Origin of the sequence: Mesorhizobium sp. M0954, assembly GCF_040319155.1 — a bacterium.
In the GTDB taxonomy this organism is placed as follows: domain Bacteria; phylum Pseudomonadota; class Alphaproteobacteria; order Rhizobiales; family Rhizobiaceae; genus Mesorhizobium.
The window spans coordinates 14180-31995 of the sequence record NZ_JAMYNR010000004.1 but is presented as its reverse complement, the minus strand read 5'-3'; the positions used below and the strand labels follow the sequence as shown (position 1 = coordinate 31995).

Annotated in this window: 14 protein-coding genes; 6 read left to right on the top strand and 8 right to left on the bottom strand. The window is 59.3% G+C overall.

The window, feature by feature from the left end:
- The first annotated feature begins 2 nt into the window (after positions 1 to 2).
- From asnB to NKH93_RS06885, 3 genes are read left to right on the top strand one after another with little or no spacing between them, the layout of a single operon-like run.
- A complete protein-coding gene (gene asnB, locus NKH93_RS06895; RefSeq protein ID WP_352835877.1) occupies positions 3 to 2024 on the top strand; it encodes an asparagine synthase (glutamine-hydrolyzing) in 2022 nt (673 codons plus the stop codon).
- Positions 2021 to 3577: a class I adenylate-forming enzyme family protein gene (locus NKH93_RS06890; RefSeq protein WP_352835880.1), complete on the top strand. Its 1557-nt coding sequence runs from the start codon at positions 2021 to 2023 to the stop codon at positions 3575 to 3577. Before asnB ends, NKH93_RS06890 begins: the two co-directional genes overlap by 4 nt.
- Before the next feature lie 56 nt (positions 3578 to 3633).
- Positions 3634 to 3900: an acyl carrier protein gene (locus NKH93_RS06885; RefSeq protein ID WP_023675628.1), complete on the top strand. Its 267-nt coding sequence runs from the start codon at positions 3634 to 3636 to the stop codon at positions 3898 to 3900.
- 99 nt (positions 3901 to 3999) lie between these two features.
- Here NKH93_RS06885 and NKH93_RS06880 read toward each other — a convergent pair whose 3' ends face one another.
- The gene (locus tag NKH93_RS06880) at positions 4000 to 4692 is read right to left on the bottom strand and encodes a N5-glutamine methyltransferase family protein (RefSeq protein WP_352472474.1); all 693 of its coding nucleotides are present in this window, start codon (positions 4690 to 4692) and stop codon (positions 4000 to 4002) included.
- A gap of 399 nt (positions 4693 to 5091) precedes the next feature.
- Between NKH93_RS06880 and NKH93_RS06875 the strand changes: the two genes are divergently transcribed.
- Together NKH93_RS06875 and NKH93_RS06870 are read left to right on the top strand one after the other, a co-directional pair.
- A complete protein-coding gene (locus tag NKH93_RS06875; protein WP_352969830.1) occupies positions 5092 to 6843 on the top strand; it encodes a type I secretion system permease/ATPase in 1752 nt (583 codons plus the stop codon).
- A gap of 239 nt (positions 6844 to 7082) precedes the next feature.
- The gene (locus NKH93_RS06870) at positions 7083 to 8381 is read left to right on the top strand and encodes an HlyD family type I secretion periplasmic adaptor subunit (protein WP_352472472.1); all 1299 of its coding nucleotides are present in this window, start codon (positions 7083 to 7085) and stop codon (positions 8379 to 8381) included.
- 58 nt (positions 8382 to 8439) lie between these two features.
- On the opposite strand, the gene NKH93_RS06865 is transcribed toward NKH93_RS06870, so the two are convergent.
- From NKH93_RS06865 to NKH93_RS06840, 6 genes are all read right to left on the bottom strand, one after another.
- The gene (locus tag NKH93_RS06865; protein WP_352541721.1) at positions 8440 to 9702 is read right to left on the bottom strand and encodes a polysaccharide biosynthesis/export family protein; all 1263 of its coding nucleotides are present in this window, start codon (positions 9700 to 9702) and stop codon (positions 8440 to 8442) included.
- Positions 9689 to 10960, bottom strand: a complete 1272-nt coding sequence (locus NKH93_RS06860; protein WP_352472470.1) for a hypothetical protein — start codon at positions 10958 to 10960, stop codon at positions 9689 to 9691. The genes NKH93_RS06865 and NKH93_RS06860 overlap by 14 nt, the downstream gene beginning before the upstream one ends.
- A complete protein-coding gene (locus tag NKH93_RS06855; protein ID WP_352472469.1) occupies positions 10957 to 11961 on the bottom strand; it encodes an SDR family NAD(P)-dependent oxidoreductase in 1005 nt (334 codons plus the stop codon). Before NKH93_RS06855 ends, NKH93_RS06860 begins: the two co-directional genes overlap by 4 nt.
- Before the next feature lie 74 nt (positions 11962 to 12035).
- Positions 12036 to 12710: a sugar transferase gene (locus NKH93_RS06850; RefSeq protein WP_352817195.1), complete on the bottom strand. Its 675-nt coding sequence runs from the start codon at positions 12708 to 12710 to the stop codon at positions 12036 to 12038.
- Complete coding sequence (locus NKH93_RS06845) at positions 12707 to 13843, bottom strand: DegT/DnrJ/EryC1/StrS family aminotransferase (RefSeq protein WP_352472522.1); 1137 nt, start codon at positions 13841 to 13843, stop codon at positions 12707 to 12709. The genes NKH93_RS06850 and NKH93_RS06845 overlap by 4 nt, the downstream gene beginning before the upstream one ends.
- A gap of 53 nt (positions 13844 to 13896) precedes the next feature.
- A complete protein-coding gene (locus NKH93_RS06840) occupies positions 13897 to 14619 on the bottom strand; it encodes a nucleotidyltransferase family protein (RefSeq protein WP_023675619.1) in 723 nt (240 codons plus the stop codon).
- Between the two features lie 511 nt (positions 14620 to 15130).
- On the opposite strand from NKH93_RS06840, the gene NKH93_RS06835 reads away from it, so the two are divergent.
- Positions 15131 to 15808 carry a LuxR C-terminal-related transcriptional regulator gene (locus tag NKH93_RS06835; RefSeq protein ID WP_023675618.1) on the top strand — a complete coding sequence of 226 codons (678 nt, stop codon included), beginning with the start codon at positions 15131 to 15133 and terminating at the stop codon, positions 15806 to 15808.
- Between the two features lie 183 nt (positions 15809 to 15991).
- Here NKH93_RS06835 and NKH93_RS06830 read toward each other — a convergent pair whose 3' ends face one another.
- Positions 15992 to 17731: a PAS domain S-box protein gene (locus NKH93_RS06830; RefSeq protein WP_352472467.1), complete on the bottom strand. Its 1740-nt coding sequence runs from the start codon at positions 17729 to 17731 to the stop codon at positions 15992 to 15994.
- Positions 17732 to 17816: the final 85 nt, after the last annotated feature.

Sequence of the window (17816 nt, the reverse complement as noted above, 5' to 3'; positions counted from 1 at the left end):
CGATGTGCGGCATCGCCGGAATTGTGTCGCTGAGCGCCGCAGCGGCGCCCCCTTCCCGGGATGCGCTGATACGCATGGCGGGGGCGCTGGCGCATCGCGGCCCGGACGAACGCGGCCTTTACCGGGACAGACGTGCGGGATTGGCGCATGCCCGCCTGTCCGTCATCGATCTCGCAAGCGGCCAGCAGCCACTCGCCGGCGCGGGCGACACAATGTGGATCGTCTTCAACGGCGAAATCTTCAATTACGTCGAGCTGCGACAAGATCTGGTTGCGCTCGGTTATTGCTTCCGCACACGCAGCGACACCGAGGTCATCGTCCATGCCTATCATGCGTGGGGCGAGGCCGCCTTCGAGCGAATGAATGGGCAGTGGGCAGTCGCCATCTGGGACTCCGTGGCAGCTCGTCTCGTCTTGTCTCGGGATCGGTTCGGCATTTGCCCGCTGCACTTTTGCGAGCATGGCGGGCGGCTTTACTTCGCCAGCGAGGTGAAGGCCATTTTCGCGGCCGATGCGGATATACCCCGCGCCTTCGATCCAGCCGGCATCGATCAGACTTTCACACTCTGGACTGTCGCGCCGCCACAAGGCGTGTTTGGAGGAGTAAGCGAACTCACGCCGGGGCATATCCGCATTTATGACAGCGGCGTCGTCCGGGAGCGGGCTTTTTGGAAGCCTGACTATCCAGAGGTTGACGGACCCGGCGATGATGAATTCACCGGCTCGCTTGATGACGCGGTGGAGGAAGTGCGCAGCGCCCTGGACGCCGCGACGGCGCTCAGGATAGTACGCGCCGACGTGCCGGTCGGCTGCTATTTGTCCGGCGGGCTCGACAGCTCGCTGGTCGCCACGCTGGGGAGACGCTTCGCGGGCGAGCGCTTCCAGACTTTCTCGCTGCGTTTTGCCGACGCCGAGTATGATGAGACGCATTTCCAGCGCCTGGTTGCCGGCGTGGCCGGCAGTGACCATCATGAGGTGGTTGTTTCGCGCAGCGATATCGCTGGCATCTTCCCTGAGGTGATCTACCACACCGAGCGGCCAATCCTCAGGACCGCGCCGGCGCCGCTGTTCCTGCTCTCGAGACTGGTGCGCCAGCATGGCATCAAGGTCGTGCTGACCGGCGAAGGGGCCGACGAAATGTTCGCCGGCTACGATTTGTTCCGCGAAGGCAAGGTCCGCCGCTTCTGGGGACGCCAGCCCGCCTCGACGCGACGCTCGCGGCTGCTGGAGCGCCTCTATCCCTATCTCAGCCGCTCGCCGGTACAGCAGCAGGCGATGGCACGCCAGTTCTTCGGGCGCGACATCCACGCCTGTGACGCGCCTGGTTTTGCGCATGGCACGCGCTGGCGAACCACAAGCGCCATCAAGCGGCTGTTTTCGGCAGACATGCGCGCCCAAACGGAGCGCCATAACGCCGTGTCCGAGCTGCTTGCCCGCCTGCCGCCGGAGTTTTCGCGATGGGGCTCTCTTGCGCAGGACCAATATATCGAGATTCAGACGCTGATGTCGGGATACCTGCTTTCCTCACAAGGGGACAGAATGCTGATGGCTCATTCCGTCGAGGGGCGCTTCCCGTTCCTCGATCATGAACTCGTGAGACTCGCGAATTCGCTTCCGGCCGCCTACAAGCTGCGCGTGCTCGATGAAAAGCATGTGCTGAAGCGCGTAGCGCAACCGATCGTGCCGTCGGAAATCGTCACCCGCAAGAAGCAGCCTTACCGGGCTCCCAACGCGCTTTGCTTTGTCGCAGATGGCGCTCCGGCCTACATTCGCGAAGCACTTTCGGAGGCGGCGCTGCGCGAAGCGAACGTCTTCGATCCCAAGTCGGTTACCCGGCTCTTGAGCAAGTGCCAGGCCAGCGCCGGCGGCGGCGACCTGTCCAACTCCGACAATATGGCGCTGGTCGGAGTGCTGTCGACGCAGCTTCTCCATCGGCAATTTATCGCGAGCCGTCCAAGTGGGGCCCGCACGCTCAAGCTCAGCATCGATATCGACCGCGAACACCGCGAAGAGGTGCTCGCATGATGCATGGCGCCGTACCGCTCCTGCACGACTATCTCACCCACTCTGCCAGCCGGCTCGGCGAGAAGGTGGCCCTGGTGTGCGGCAATCAACGCGTCACTTATGGCGATCTCGATATGCGTTCGAACGCCATAGCGCACCATTTGACCGATGCCGGAATTGCGCGTGGCGATCGCGTGGTGGTCTTCGCCGACAACACTGTCGAGGCCGTCATTGCGTTCTGGGCGGTGCTAAAGGCCAACGCCGTGGTGTGCATCGTCAATCCGCTCACCAAAAGCGACAAGCTTGATTATCTGCTCAACGATTGCCGCCCGACGGCACTGATCACCGACAAACACCTGCACTCGATTTTCAGGGAGCCGGCGCGGAATTGCCCATCGTTGCGCCGCATGATCGTCTCCGGGCCGATCGAACACAGCGACCTGCAAGAATTGCCGCATGCTGTGCGCTGGGACGCTGCGGTCGCGGCAGCCGGCAGCACGCCGCCCTGGCGCCGCTGCATCGACATCGATCTCGCTGCGATCATTTATACGTCCGGCTCGACGGGCGAGCCCAAGGGCGTGATGCTGACGCATCGAAACATGATCGCCGCGTGCGCCTCGATTTCCTCATACCTGGCGCTTGCCGAAGACGAGGTGATCCTCAATGTCCTGCCGCTCGCCTTCGACTACGGTCTTTACCAGATGATCATGGCATTCGGCGCGGGCGCCCGGCTGGTGCTTGAGCGCTCATTCGCCTTCCCGGCGCAGATCCTTGGGCTGATCAAGCAAGAAAGGGTGACGGGTTTTCCCGGCGTACCGACCATCTTCGCCGCACTCGGGGAGCTCAGGTCTCTCAGGGATCAGGATTTTTCGAGTATTCGCTACGTCACGAACACTGCGGCCGCCCTGCCGCTCAAGCACATTCTCCTGCTGCAAGAGCTGTTTTCTGGCGCCCGCATCTATTCGATGTACGGCCTTACCGAATGCAAGCGCTGCACCTACCTGCCGCCGGAGGATCTGGAGCGAAAGCCGTCGAGCGTCGGGATCGCCATCCCCAATACGGAAATGTGGATTGTCGACGAGCATGACAGGCGGGTCGGCCCCGGCATCGTTGGTCAGCTCGTCATCCGCGGAGCGACGGTGATGAAGGGCTATTGGGGCAAACCGGAGGCGACAGCCAGGAAGCTCAAGCCCGGCCCGCTGCCGGGTGAGCAGGTCCTATACACCGGCGACTACTGCCGGATGGACGCCGAGGGCTACCTCTACTTCGTCGGTCGCGGCGACGAGATCATAAAATCGCGCGGAGAGAAGATAGCGCCGAAGGAGGTAGAAAACGTGTTGATGAACATTGCGGGCGTACGGGAAGCCGCGGTCATCGGCGTTCCGGACGAACTGCTCGGGCAAGCAGTGAAGGCATTTGTCGTGATGGAGCAGGGAAGCATGATCGGTGAAAAGCAGTTGCAGAAAGAGTGCCAGAGACGGCTGGAAAACTTCATGGTTCCGAAGTCCATCGTCATCGTACCCAGTCTGCCGATGACCGACACGGGTAAGCTCAAAAAAACGGCCCTGTCATGAGTCGGTACCAGGGCGAAGTTGATCAGCATTCATCTTTTGTACCGGAGGCGAAATAAATGTTATCTACCAAGGATAGAACCGATACCTGCAGCGAACAAATTCGCGCTTTCCTGGCCTCGAATTTCTATATAGCCGATCCCGAGAGCCTGGAGAGCGACACCTCGCTCCTCGACCAGGGCATCGTGGACTCGACGGGTGTGCTCGAGGTTATCGGCTTCATCGAGGAGACCTTCGGCATCACGGTCGAAGACAGCGAGCTGCTGCCGGAGAATCTCGATTCCATCGAGGGAATTGCGCAATACGTCATGCGCAAGAGAAACTGACGCAAGAGAAACTGATTTCCGAAATCTCGCGCAACTCTGTTTCAGCTTCCCGGCCGTTTCTAGCCGCGACAGCGCGTCTACCTGCCGCGGCTGCGATGCTTACGCCTGCGCCCTCGTATGTCCCACAACCACCCTGACCTCACCGGCCTGGTTGGTGACTGCCCGGATACTCTCATAGGCCTTGGAACGCTCGAGCAAACTCATGACCTGCCGGTCCTGGCCAAGCCCCACTTCGAAAAGCAGGATGCCTCCGCGCCGCAAATAGCGCGGCGCCTCCTTGAGCACCCGCATGTGGATGCTCAGGCCGTAGGGGCCGGCTGCGAATGCTTCACGCGGCTCGAGCTCGACCAGATGCGAACGGTCGCCCTCGAGCCGTTTTTCCGAAATGTAGGGCGGGTTGCAAACGATCACGTCGATAGTGCCGTCGAGCTCCAAGCCTGAGAAGGCGCTGAACAAGTCGCCCTGAAGCACCGTTACCCGGTCCTCGATTTTAAGATGGGTGACGTTGCGGCGCGCGACCTCCACGCATCCGTCGGTAAGATCGCTTGCCCACACGCGCGCGGTGGGAGCGTGGTGCGCGATGGCGCACGCCAGATTGCCCGCCCCACAGCACATGTCGACAACGCGAGGCACCGGCAGGTTCAGTTGGCTCAGGACATCGAGAGCGGCCTTGCCGAGCAGTTCCGTTTCCGGCCGAGGAACAAGCGCACCGGGCGAGACCAGCAACTGCAATCCCATGAAGGTGCTGCGCCCCCTGCCGTAGGCATCGGCAACATTGATCTCTTCGCTCACGACACTCGCCTCCCCGATTTAGCCGGCGTTGGTGGCCGACGTACCGATGAAGTGTATCTCAAAACCGTTTAACTCTCGATCGACAAAATCAAAACCCATCCGTCGCCAGACGCTTTGAAGCCTTGATGCTACAAAGATGATCATAAGCTTCTGCCGGGTGTCATGATTAGGAATATCTCCTTACCTGACCCGGTTATCCCCAGCCTGGCGAGCCAGTTGCCGAATTCTCAGCCTGGCGTCACGATTTTGCTACATTTTAATCAAAGAAGGCACGTATGTAAGCAATTCGTAATGTTCAGCAGCGGGGCGGGGCTGCTGCTTCCCGGAAGGTTAAAGTTTGTCCCTCATCGAAAGAATCGACGAGATTGCGCGGCAATTTCGCGTCAACGAGCGCACATCATGAAGTCGACCAAAGGGCGCTCGCTCGATCTCCGCTCCGCAATGTTCGGCTGTGTGCACGGCCTCGTCGGCGTAGGCGTTTTCTCGGCATTGATAAATATCCTCGCCTTGACCGGCTCCGTCTACATGCTCCAGGTCTATGACCGCGTGCTGCCTTCGCAGAGCGTGCCGACTCTTATCGGATTTACAGTCGGGATGCTGGGACTTTACGCGGCCTATGGGCTCCTCGATTTCGTGAGGCTTCGCCTGTTGGTCCGCATCGGCAGCCGCCTGCATAGAAATCTGCAGCAAAAAGCGTTCGCAGCCTCGCTTTCCCTGCCCCTCGTCGCCGGGCCGGATGCGAACCGGGTACACCCGCTTCGTGATCTGGACCAGCTACGTGGCTTTCTTTCCGGGCTCGGGCCGACAGTCTTGTTCGACGCTCCCTGGATACCATTTTATATGGTGGTCATCTATCTGCTGCACCCCGCGCTTGGCGTGCTGGCAACGCTCGGCGCATGTGCCGTTGTGTTTTTGACGGTGGTTGCCGAGATCATCGGCCGCAAACCAGCGGCTCGTGCATCTGAGACACTCGTAGCGCAGCGGCTTCTGGCCGACTCCGGCCGCCGCAACGCAGAGGTTGTTCAGGCGATGGGCCTTTCCGCCCCGCTTAGCCGGCGCTGGAACGAGGTCAGTCATCTTTATCTGAAGAACCAGGAACGGCTCTCCGACGTCGTCGGCGCAGCAAGCTCACTGTCGAAGACGCTCCGAATGGCCCTGCAATCATGTGTGCTGGGGCTTGGTGCCTACCTTGTGATCGGCGGCGAGGCCTCGCCCGGCGTGATCATTGCATCGTCCATATTGCTGGGCCGCTCGCTGGCACCGGTCGATGTGGCGATCGCAAACTGGAGAGGGTTTCTGGCAACCCGCAAAAGCTATTCCGAGCTGGCGGCAGCCCTGGATGCTTTTGATAGCCAGCAAGAGCCAATGGAACTGCCCGGCCCGAAGGCTGAGCTTGCGGTCGAGGAATTGACCGTCGCGCCACCAAGCCTGCAGAAGCCCACCATCTTCAATGTAAGCTTCCGCTTGGCGAGAGGCGCAGGGTTGGCGGTCGTCGGCCCGAGCGGCTCCGGCAAGACCACGCTCGTGCGCGCTTTGGTCGGCGCATGGAAGCCGCTTCGTGGCACGGTAAGATTGGACGGCGCCTCGCTCGATCAGTGGAACTCAGAACTGCTCGGCATTCATATTGGCTACCTGCCGCAGGACGTTGAGCTGTTCGACGGGACGATCGCCGACAACATTTCGAGGTTCGGCGGTAAAAGCGACGCAAAAGGCGTGCTGGCAGCTGCCAAGGCTGCGGGCGTGGACAAGATGATCATGCGTCTTCCGCAGGGTTTTCAAACACGCATCGGAGAAGGCGGCGCGACCCTTTCGGCTGGGCAGAGGCAGCTCGTCGGGCTTGCCAGGGCACTTTACGGCGATCCATTCCTCGTCGTTCTTGACGAACCAAATTCCAATCTGGATGCAGACGGTGATGCTGCTTTGGCCGGCGCAATCCTGGCAGTGCGTCGGCGCGGCGGTATCGTGATCGTCGTTGCGCATCGCCCCTCCGCTCTCGTCAACATCGATCAGGTACTCGTCCTGTCGAACGGGATGCTCCATTCGTTCGGCTCGCGCGAAGACGTTCTGGCAAATGTGGTCCGGCCCTTCCCGCGCCCGGACAAGCCAAACATTGTCGTTCCGCTGCAGCACGGTGCAAGCGGGCATGCGTGAGGTATTGCTTAGTGTCTAACGTGACCATGTCGTCATATGCTGCGGTTGGCGGCGAAGGCCCGCCGACCGGGCAGAAGCCGCAACCGGATGGGATTCGAGCCAATCTACCCTGGGGTACTCTGGTCCGGAGCCTAGCAGCACATTGTCGTTCCGCCGCACAAGGGTGCAGCCGGGCATATGCGAGGTATCGCTCTGCTGTTGCCGTGTCATACGTCGCAGCCGGTGGCGAAGGCCGTTCGTTGGAGACGAAGCCAGAGCCGGATGGCATCCGGGCCAATCTGCTCTTGGGCCTGGCAACCAGCTTGCTGTTGATCTTTGGCGGAGGGCTCTGGTTGGGATTGACCAAGATTGCCGGCGCGGTGATTGCGCCCGCAACCGTGGTGGTCGAAAGCAACATTAAAAAAGTCCAGCATCAAACCGGCGGCACCATCGGCGGAATCTTCGCTCAGGACGGCGATCATGTGAAGGCCGGCGATGTGTTGGTCAGGCTGGACAACACATTGACCCGAGCAAACCTGCAGATAGTCACCGAGGACCTCAATCGCGCCACCATTCGTCTGGCCCGACTGGAGGCCGAGCGCCAGGGTCTGCCGGAAATGCAGACCCCGCCCGACCTTCGCGCTCAAATGGGCGACCCGCAAGTGGCGGCACTTGTCAGTGGCGAGCGTGCCTTGTTTGAAAGCCGTGCTGCGGCGCTGGCTGGCCAGAAGGCACAATTACAAAGCCGCGCGAAGCAGCTGGAACGTCAGATCGATGGCCTCAAATCGCAGCAGTCTGCAACGGACGAGTCTCTGGATCTGCTGACCAAGAACCTTGCGGATGTCGAATCTCTCTACGCAAAGAAGTTGGTGTCCAAGGAGAGGTTGAGCAATGTCAGCCTGGACAAGACCCGGGCTCGCGGCGAATCGGGACGCCTTGTCGCAGCGATAGCAGAGGTCCAAGCTCACATCAGTGAAACGGACCTGCAGGTGCTTCAGCTCGACGAACAAATGCGGAGCGACGTGACCAACGAACTTCGCGAAACGGAAGCCAAGCAGACCGAGCTCAGTGAGCGCAAGGTGGTGGCCGAAGACGAACTCAGCAGGACAGACATTCGTGCCCCGCAATCGGGCACAGTACAAGAATCCTCGGTCCATACCGTAGGAGGCGTGATTGGCGCGGGAGAGGTGCTCATGATGATTGTGCCCGATTCCGACAACCTTGTCGTCGACGCTTCCATTCCTCCGTCGCGTATCGACGAGATTCATCCCGGACAGCAGGTGTCGATCCGCTTTCCAGCGTTCGACGCCGGCACCACACCTGCTTGCGAAGGCTCGGTCAAGCGCGTCTCAGCGGATCTGATCAAGGATCAGCAACGCCAGCTTTCCTTTTTTTCGGCGCGTATCGACGTCGAGAATGAAGCGACGTGCCTGACAGGAGAGAAAATCCTCAAACCGGGCATGCCCGCCGAAGTCCACATAAGAACCGACGAGCGCAGTGTCTGGTCCTACTTGATGAAGCCCCTCACCGACCAGTTTTCCAGAGCTTTCAGGCAGTAAAGCGGTTGCCACACTCAACCGACAGTGCGGCGGCCGATTGGATCGGGGCGCAGCCGATCTATCGGGTCGCCGCATTTTCGAGAGCGCTGCTGAATCTGACCTCGATCGTGTCTCCCGGCATGACCTCGGTGTCTTCTTGGGCAAGCTGTTTTCGCCATTCTTCGCCGACCTTGCGAATGATCGTGACCTCGGCCTGGATCGTTTCGCCGGCAACCGGCAACGGCAGAGCGGCCGCTCCCGTGGGCTGCAACTTCTGGCTGGCGGCGCGAAGTCTTGCGCCAACGTCGGCAAGACGCACGTTGGTATCCTTCAACTCAGTCAGCAGACCCATTCTTCTTTGGTTGACATTGCGTTCGTGCTGTCTGGTAAAATCGTCCTGCTGACGTCGTGCTCTCATAAGCTCAACCGACGTTTCGAGTGCCCGGCTGGAAGAAAGAACCAAAGCGCGCCGGACATCGGCAAGCCGGGTATTGGTTAGATTTCCGGACTCAAACGCTTTCCTTACGCGCGCCAGCTCGTCTTCGTCCGCCTTCACTCCATCCGCTTCGGCCTGCTCGCGCTTGAGCAGGGTCTCGGTTTGTGCAGCAGCATCCTTGCCACTTTTTTCGAGAAAGCCCTGCTCTTGCCGGAAGTTGTCCAACGAGAGCTTCAGCCCTTCCGCTTCAGCCTGCGCGATCGCCGACGCAAAACTTGCCGGCAAGGGAGATCCTTGTGGTGGCTGCATGTCGAAAGTCGGTTTGTCCTGAAGTTCGGCGCGGATGCGGGCGCTATGAAAATAATCTCTCGTATATTCCCCCCAAAGCGACTCGTAATCGCGCCGCAGATCCACCGGATCCGGGCCAACCTGGTTTGCCCGGGACCGCAAAAGGCTGAAACCGCCTGACACGGCAATCGCCTGCCGCACGGTCATCAGCGGGCGGTAGGCCTGCTGTCCGGGAGTGAGCACGTCGCCGGTCACATAGATCGGCCTGTACTCCGCAACCACGGCGGTCACGTCTGTCGGCTTGATGACGATCATTTGCTCCCGCCCATCAGGCAGACGCTGGTGGAATATCTTGGTCGGCAAGATCGTCTGCATGCGCGTTTGCAGTTCAGCCGGAGTTAAGCCCCCCACCGAAACCATCCCGACTTCGGGAAGCGCGATCGTGCCGTCCATCTGGACCACCGCACGTTGCGTTCGCTCCGGGATGGAGGCAATTCCAATCTCGACGGTGTCGCCGGCAGAAAGTCGATAGGCGACCCGCGGTTCCGCTGCAGCAGCCGTATTCATGGCAGCCAGCATACCGAACACGACAAGAAGCATTCGATCAACGAGGACCATTGGCGGCAATCTCCTTCTGGTTCGACCGCGGCTCTTCCGGCCAATCGAGACGGGTGACGAATTCGTAGACCGGCCCGCCAGGCACGCCCCAGTTGCTCGACCAGATTACCTGTGAGCCGTCGGGGGATGGCGAGGCATGGGTCTCGCTCCAGTAATCGGACGGGACGTTGTGAGTTTGCGTGACGCGTCGAACCTCCCCGCTGCCGTCGAGGCGAAGCGCGATCACCTCTCGCGCATATGGCGCCCAGTCGGGATTGGCAGATATCTCTTCCGGCTTGCCGCCATAGCTTACGAACACCCAACCGCGCCTGTCCAATGCCCGCAGGGATGCATGCTCGGCTTCGCCAAACTTCATAAGTGAGGTGACCTTTCCGTCGGCCAGCCTCCTTTTGATGACGTGATATTTGTCAGGGTCGGACTTGCTGATGCCCACGAAAACTTCGCTGCCATCTTTATCCACCGTCATATCGCCATGGCCGGGGCGATGATGGTCAGTCCACCTCTGCCGCAACGTCCCGTCGACGGAGAAAATAGCCCGCTGCTCTGTGTCCTCGTTCACATTCTGAAAGCACAGGATGTTCGCACCGAGCGGGGAGATCGAGCAGGCGCTGACGGTTCCGGCAAGCTGAGCAAGATCGATGTCCGGAAATTTCCGGCGCTGCTTGAGATCATAGGCAAATACAACCATCGCGCCATCCCCACGGATTGCGCGCACTGCTATGCGATCGCCGTCACGGCTGGGATTGCCTTTGGACGGCCCGAACTGAAGATCACGATAATTCGGTGAAACGAACAGGACGTCTTCGCGATTGGTCCGCGGCGCCCAGGTCGAAATTTTCCGGTCCTGAACGCAGATCATCAGATCGGCATTTTGCGGATGCCATTCGCATTCAGCCGATCGAGCACGACGGAAGAGCGGGACATAGGTCTGCCCGTCGAAAAAGCACATGCCATTGCAGCCGTTGGTGATGACGAGGAGAGTCTGGTCCGAATTCCAGGCCTGGGCGCTGGAATAACGGTGGCTGCAGAATTTTTTCTCGCATACGACTCCATTCCCAAGGGCCCCAGGCTTGGTAATGCGCATGAAAATTGTCCCGAAGGCTGGGTCGGTCGCGGGTTGGAGATAATCGGGCAAGTCCATCGTCACTGGCGCAACAAATTGTCTCGACGCGCTGCTTTGCCGACTGCCTGCCACGGTCAAATCCAACGACAAGGCAGCCGCAATCAACAGAGCCAATCCTCCCGGGCGAAAGCTCATGTCATGTAGCCCATCTCGTGTCGCACCCGGCCTTCGCTGAGGCGCCCTTGCCACCATCCGATGGTCCGCTCCAGGCCTTCGCGCAGGCTGGTCTGGGCACGCCATCCAGTCTTGCTTTCGAGGAGCGAAGAATCGGCCAGCAAGGCACGCACCTCGGAATTCTGCGGCCGCAGGCGGCGCTCGTCCCGGTGGATTGGTTTCTTGCAGCCACTCAACTCGATCACCAGATCCAATATGTCCGAGATCGTCACGGCGCGCTGGCTTCCGGCATTGTAGGCATGGCCAAATTCGAGCTCGGCGGAACCTGCGGTCAAAAACGCCGCCGCGGTGTCTTCCACGAAAGTAAGATCGCGGATCGGGCTTGTGTCTCCCACCATGATCGCCGGGCATTTCTTGTCGAGAGCCTGGCGTATAATGGTCGGTACTATGGCCCGCTCACTCTGGCGCGGGCCGTACGTATTGAAGGGCCGCATGATAACCACAGGGATGTCGAACGATCTGGCGTAGGACTCCGCCATCATGTCCGCGCCGATCTTGGATGCCGAATATGGTGACTGTCCCTGCAACGGGTGCGATTCGCTGATAGGCATTGTCAGCGCGGTGCCATAAACCTCGCTTGTCGAGGTGTGCACCACACGCTCCGTATCCCATTGGCGCGCCGCTTCGAGGACGTTGACCGTGCCCAGGATGTTCGTCTCTACATAGGACTGGGCCGCGGCGTACGAATATGGGATAGCTATCAGTGCGGCGAGATGAAACACGACCGCCTGGCCACGCACGATCCGGTTAAGGAAGGCGCTGTCACGAACATCGCCGCGGATGAGGTTCAACTGGCTTCGAATGGTGTCCGGCAAATCGTCCAGCCAGCCGTGGCTGTCGAAGGAATTGTAGAGAGCCAGCGCAGTGACGTCCGCGCCGCTACGGACGAGTGCTTCGGTGAGATGCGACCCGATGAATCCGTCGGCACCGGTAACCAGAACTTTCCTGCCCTTGTATGCCATGACCCAAGCGTTCCCCCTATGACGTGAGGCACTGACTTTGCAAATCCACGAGAGCGCGGGTTTTCCACCTGCTCTCAAGTTCCGATCGGCGACGGCGAAACCACGCCAAGCACCGCCAGCAAGCCGCGCACCATCCACACAACATCGGAGCCGATCGTGCGCTGCGGATAATAGGAAAGGTCGAGCCTGGCTTTGGCAGGAAACAGAACCTGGCGATAGAACAGTAGCGGGTCCATCGATCGCGGATAGAAACGGGCTTCATGCCGGAAGAGAACCTGGGCTGGACCCAGCAAGCCTGGCTTGTATTGTAAAATGTCTTCGAAGCCCCCGCGAAAACAATCGGCGAAGGCAAGGCTCTCCGGGCGTGGCCCGATGATTGCCATCTCGCCTCTGAAGACGTTCCAAAGCTGTGGCAGTTCGTCGAACTTGGTGACCGCGAGGAACCGTCCTATCGGCGTCATGCGGCTGTCATCGGCCATGGTCAGAGCCAAGCCACCGGGATCACATTGCACGCTGAACTTGCGAAACTTGTACATGCGGAATGGGCGAGCACCGGCCCCGACGCGGGTCTGTGTGAAGAAGATGGGCCGACCGCCTTCCAGCAGCAGCGCCACGGCAATCAGCAGCATCAGCGGGCCAAAGACGATCGCCGCGGCTGCAGCAATGACGAGATCGATTGCTCGTCTCGCAGACCCATGGGCGGCGCTCGAGCCGTTAGGCCTGTGAATGGCTAGGTCCAGGGCATTCATGCGGCCGTTCCTGTCTGAGCGCAGTTATTGACCGCCGCGGCAAGAGCGACCACCACCGTTTCGACCAAAGGTGCGGTGATCTGCGGATGCAGCGGTACAGTCAGTTCGCGCTGGGCGAAATCTTCAGTGCGCGGTAAGTGAGTACCGGGAATGAGCTCACGATAGAGCGTCATCTGGTGCACCGGCGGGTAGTGGATAGTGGTTTGTATCCCTTGCCCGCGCAGTGCGTCGATGACGTCTTGCCTGTCGGCGTAACGTGGCAAAAGGATAGGCATGATGTGGTAGGCCGACGTCCGCGGCTCGTGGAACGGGATGGTCACGGCTGGGCAATGCTTCGCTATGAGACGACGATACAGCATGACCAGGATACGCCTGATCTCATTCCACTCTTGCAGATTTTGCAGCTGGACCAGTCCGATCGCAGCCCGCAATTCATCCATGCGATAGTTGAATCCGAGCATGGTGACATCATACTGAGGGGTGCGGCTGTTCAGCCTTTGACGTGTCCCGGTGGTCATCCCATGTCCACGCGCCTGGCGGATTGTCTCGAGCAGACCGGCATCCCTGGCGATCACAGCCCCGCCTTCCGCCGTGGTCATGTTCTTGTTGCCGTAGAAGCTGAAGGCGGCCGCGGCACCAAATGTCCCCACCTCCTTCAAGCCCGGCGCATGCGCGGCGTCCTCGACGATGTGTAGCCCCCGGGCACGGGCGAACCTCTGCCATTGTTCCCGATCGGCGAGGTAGCCGGCGAAATGAACGAGAATGATTGCCTTGGTGCGGGCCGTGCATTTCGCTTCGGCTTCCACGATCGACATCAGCGGCACGTCGGCTGACTCGATGTCGACGAAAACCGGCGTCGCACCGACATAGAGGACCGCATTTGCGGTCGCCACGAACGTCAAGGATGGCACCAGCACCTCGTCGCCCGGTCCGATGCCAAGTGCGTGCAAAATGAGATGAAGCGCTGCGGTGCAAGAACTGACCGCGACGCAATCCTCCGCATCATGAACGTCGGCAAAAGCTTGTTCGAAGGCTCGTACCTGCTCCCCCATGGTCAGCCAGCCGCTGTCGATGACCCTGGTCAAAGCAGTCTTCTCCGGCACACCCAAGATCGGGGCACTGACCAAGAGCATCACAACCTCCTAGACTGATAACTGTGGGAACCGGGCTCGTGACTTCATCATCATCATGCAGCCGTCGCAGTGACCTCGATCGAGGCCGACTGGTCTTCCCAGGAAATGGTCTGTGCGTTCTGAAAATCGTCGACGCGCCCGATATCGAGCCAGAGACCCTCATGCTTGTACACGTGCACGGTTGTGCCGTTCTGCATCATCTGCAGCATCAGGTCGTCGAACCCAAAGGGTATGCCGGATGGGATAAACTGCAGAACATCCGGGTTCATGCAGTAAATTCCCATGCTGACCAGATGCGAAAGCGTCGGCTTCTCGCGAAAGACCTGCACGGTATTGTCGACTTCGTCGATGACGCCGAAATCCATCTTGATCAGGCGACAGGCTGTTGCGATTGTCACTGGATCGGTGTGCTTACGGTGCGCTGCTACAAATCGACTGAGGCTTAGATCCGTGAGGACATCGCCATTGAGAACGATGAATGGCTCCGTCAGTTCATCCCTGATCAAAGACAGTGGCCCGATGGTGCCAAGCGGCTCCATCTCCTGCGTATATCGAATTTTCAGGTTCCACTGCGAGCCATCTCCACACACGGTGCGGATCAAGTGGCCGAGATACCCGGTTGTAATATAAACTTCCTGAATGCCGTTGCGTCGCAACCATTTCAGAAGCATCTCGAGAACCGGCCGTGCGCCGATCGGCATGAGCGGCTTCGGCAAGACCGAAGTGAAGGGGCGGAGGCGTGTTCCCATTCCTCCACATTGAATAACCGCTTTCATCCTGGTCCTCCCTTGTTCATTCGGCCTGAACGCCATCGTCACGGGCCGGCTATCCTGCCCTGGTCAGCACCCGGGAAACGCGTTCTTGTCCCCTCAGAAGAACCGGTGAGATTTCCCGTAGAAGACCGGTGAGATTACTCCACTGTCCCCTGATCCGGACATTGCATCTGGATGGTATGTGGCCGTCAGGGTGGATGTCGTCGTGCATTCGAATGGTAACAATTCAGCCGTTTTGCTGTTCTATATCTTTAGGCCTATAGCACTGCTGAACGACCGGCCGGTCTGTCAGCTGTCCAAAAGGTCAGAACGTATGTTCGACGACGTTCGGCGGGTTTCGCTCACAAGGGGCAAAAAAAGAGGAGCGTTTCCCGTCATTTAAGATTATATTAGAAATCTGGCGTTTGCGGTGTTGGGGGTGCCGCAGCGTCGGCTGGATGAATCGACGAGTGGATGGCCACGATTTTCAGGCCATTACCGTTCAATCCATTCAGATAGGCGTTGGGGTAGTTCAATGTATCGAATCGTCATCGCCGACGATCACGGCTTGTATCGTCGCGGCTTGCGATTGGCACTGACCGCAGGCATTCCAGGTGTGGAGATCTTTGAAGCGTCCTGTTTCGACGCGGTGCTCAGTTTGCTGGCGGAGCAGTCGTTCGTGGATCTTGCGATCCTGGATCTGAATATGCCGGGCCTGTTCAATCAAGAAGTGCTCGGCGGGATCCTGTCTGCCTATCCGGACACGCGATTTGCGATCGTTTCCGGAAACGATTCACGCTCGGAAATACTCACAGCTCTGTCGATCGGGCTTCACGGCTACATCGTAAAATCGCAGACGGACGAAGAGGTTGTTTTGGCCGTCAATGAAATCCTCTCCGGCCGCATCTATGTTCCTGCACTTCTGTCACGCCCGGGAGCGACGCAAACAACCCACGCGCATACCCATTCCGACGACAAAGGCCCACAGAGGCGTACCGCTGGCGTCAACCTTGGCAGGCTGACTTCGAGGCAAAAGGAAGTCCTCAAGCTGATGGCGGAAGGCTATTCAAACAAGGAAATTGCGCGCGATCTGGAAATCGCGGAGGCGACCACGAAAATCCACGCTGCTGCGGTTCTGCGTGAATTGGGGGTACGCAATCGGACCGAGGCTGCCGTTATGCTGAAGACTTGGCTTTCGAGACATGCCAGCTAGAGCGCCGCGCGTCCTTTTGGACGTGCAAACGGCGTCGCAAGACTCCTCATGCATTTTACTGCATATCCCAAAGCCGCGGCGCAGCTTTGGGCCGACGACATTCTTGGAAGGAACCCTGCGCATCTCAAAGGCCGCTCAGCGCGACCCGCCTTTAGATATCTGCTTTCCGATTGGAGCACTGCACTACAATCCGATTTCCTTGCGTGACAGCCGCAGCGAATACCGTAACCCTTGGTCCGATATTTCCAGCCTGGGAGAGTGACCGACAAGCGGCGCTCCATCCACTCCGATTATCATGGAACCGAAGCCATGACGGACTACGCTCGAGGTCCGCCGCCGCCCCGATTCCACCCACTCGAACCCGATCTCGCTGCCTGTGTCTTCAGGTGCGAACGTCCAGCTTACGTCGATCCGGCCTTTTGGATCGCCAAGCGCTCCATACTTCATGGAATTGGTGGCAAGCTCGTGAACGATCATCGCAAAACTCTCGGCGGCGCCTCCCGACATCGTCACGGAAGGACCGCCGACCGATATGGCGCGTGTTCCCATATATGGTTGCAATTCTTGAGCAACGAGATCGTTTAGCGTCCCCGATACGCTGCCGTTGCGTGAAAGAAGCAGATGGGTTGCCTCAAGCGCGCGTATCCGGTCGATCAGCATTTCCTTGTATTTGGCAACATTGTTTCCAGGAGCATCGACCATTTTCACGAGCGCAGTGATCACCGCGAAAACGTTGCCGAACCTGTGGCGTTGTTCGAGCATAATGCGCTCCCGCTTCTTTGCCGCGGCGCGCAGCAGCGTGGTTTGTCGTCTCTCGCTCAGGTCGGCGGCCACTCCAAGCCGCTGTCCACCATCATCATGTCTTTCCTCCCTTCCGCGCAGCGCAACCCAGCGGATATGTCCGTCCGGTCGGCGGACGCGTATCTCGACATCGTAATTCGTGACCGATGGTGCGGCCTTTCTCGATGCCGCCAGCTTCGGCCAGTCCGCCGGATGAACGACAGCTGACAGCTCCTCCAAACTGCGGCTATTGGCCTGGGCCAGGCCGAGAATGTCCCAGAACGTGTCCGAGCCCGTGACTATCCCGTCTTTAAGGTCTATGCGCCACGTGGCCAAGCGTCCAGCAGACAGAGCGAGGTCCAGCCATTCCTTCTGGGCCCGAAGCGCTTCGTGAACAGCGCGTCGTTCCGAAATATCGTCGACCACCACGAAGATGCTCTCCGAGAGGCCACCCTCGGGCACGGACGAAGAAAGCGTTAGCCTGGCCCAGAATGCCGTACCGTCCTTTCGTGACAGACGCACCTCCGAAACGAACGAAGAAATGTCATTGCCCAGCCTCGCCAGCAATTGCGCCAAGGTATCCCGGTCGTTCGGATGGGCGAGCGTATCAAGCTGTAATTGGGCAAGCTCCTCCTCCCTGTACCCGGTCATCTCACAAAGGCGTCTGTTGGACTGCAGCAACTCACCTTTCTTGTTGGTGTTCGCGAATCCCATGGCAGCACGTTCGAAGGCCCAACGATAGCGGCTTTCGGTCGCCTCGACGGCAGCGAGCCTGGCCTCCGCGACTTCCAGCAACTCACGCAAGTCCTGCCGCAGACGATGGAAGGTCATGGCAATCACGCCACCCGAAACCAGAAGCAGGATTGCGCGTGCCCAGTCTCCACTTGAAATCTGATCGTGTCCTCGTGCCCACAGCCCGACAGCAACCATCAGAATGGTCGCAGCGAGCGCAGGTACGCGGTCTTCGAGATAAGCGATAATAATAATAGCCGGAATAAATTCCAGAAAACTTGCGCCTTGCCCAATATAGGCTGACGATTTTATTTCAAATATCAGTGTGGCAGCTAACACCGATGCAGACGCAATATGAGTTAGCAATCTGCCCGACGGGTTCGAATTCGACCTGCGCGACTGCGAGCTCATGGACACAGACTACAACCTTCTGACTAGCCCGTCGAGACTAGAGCAAAAAACGTACAGCTTAGTACCACTGCCGGATTGCCATACC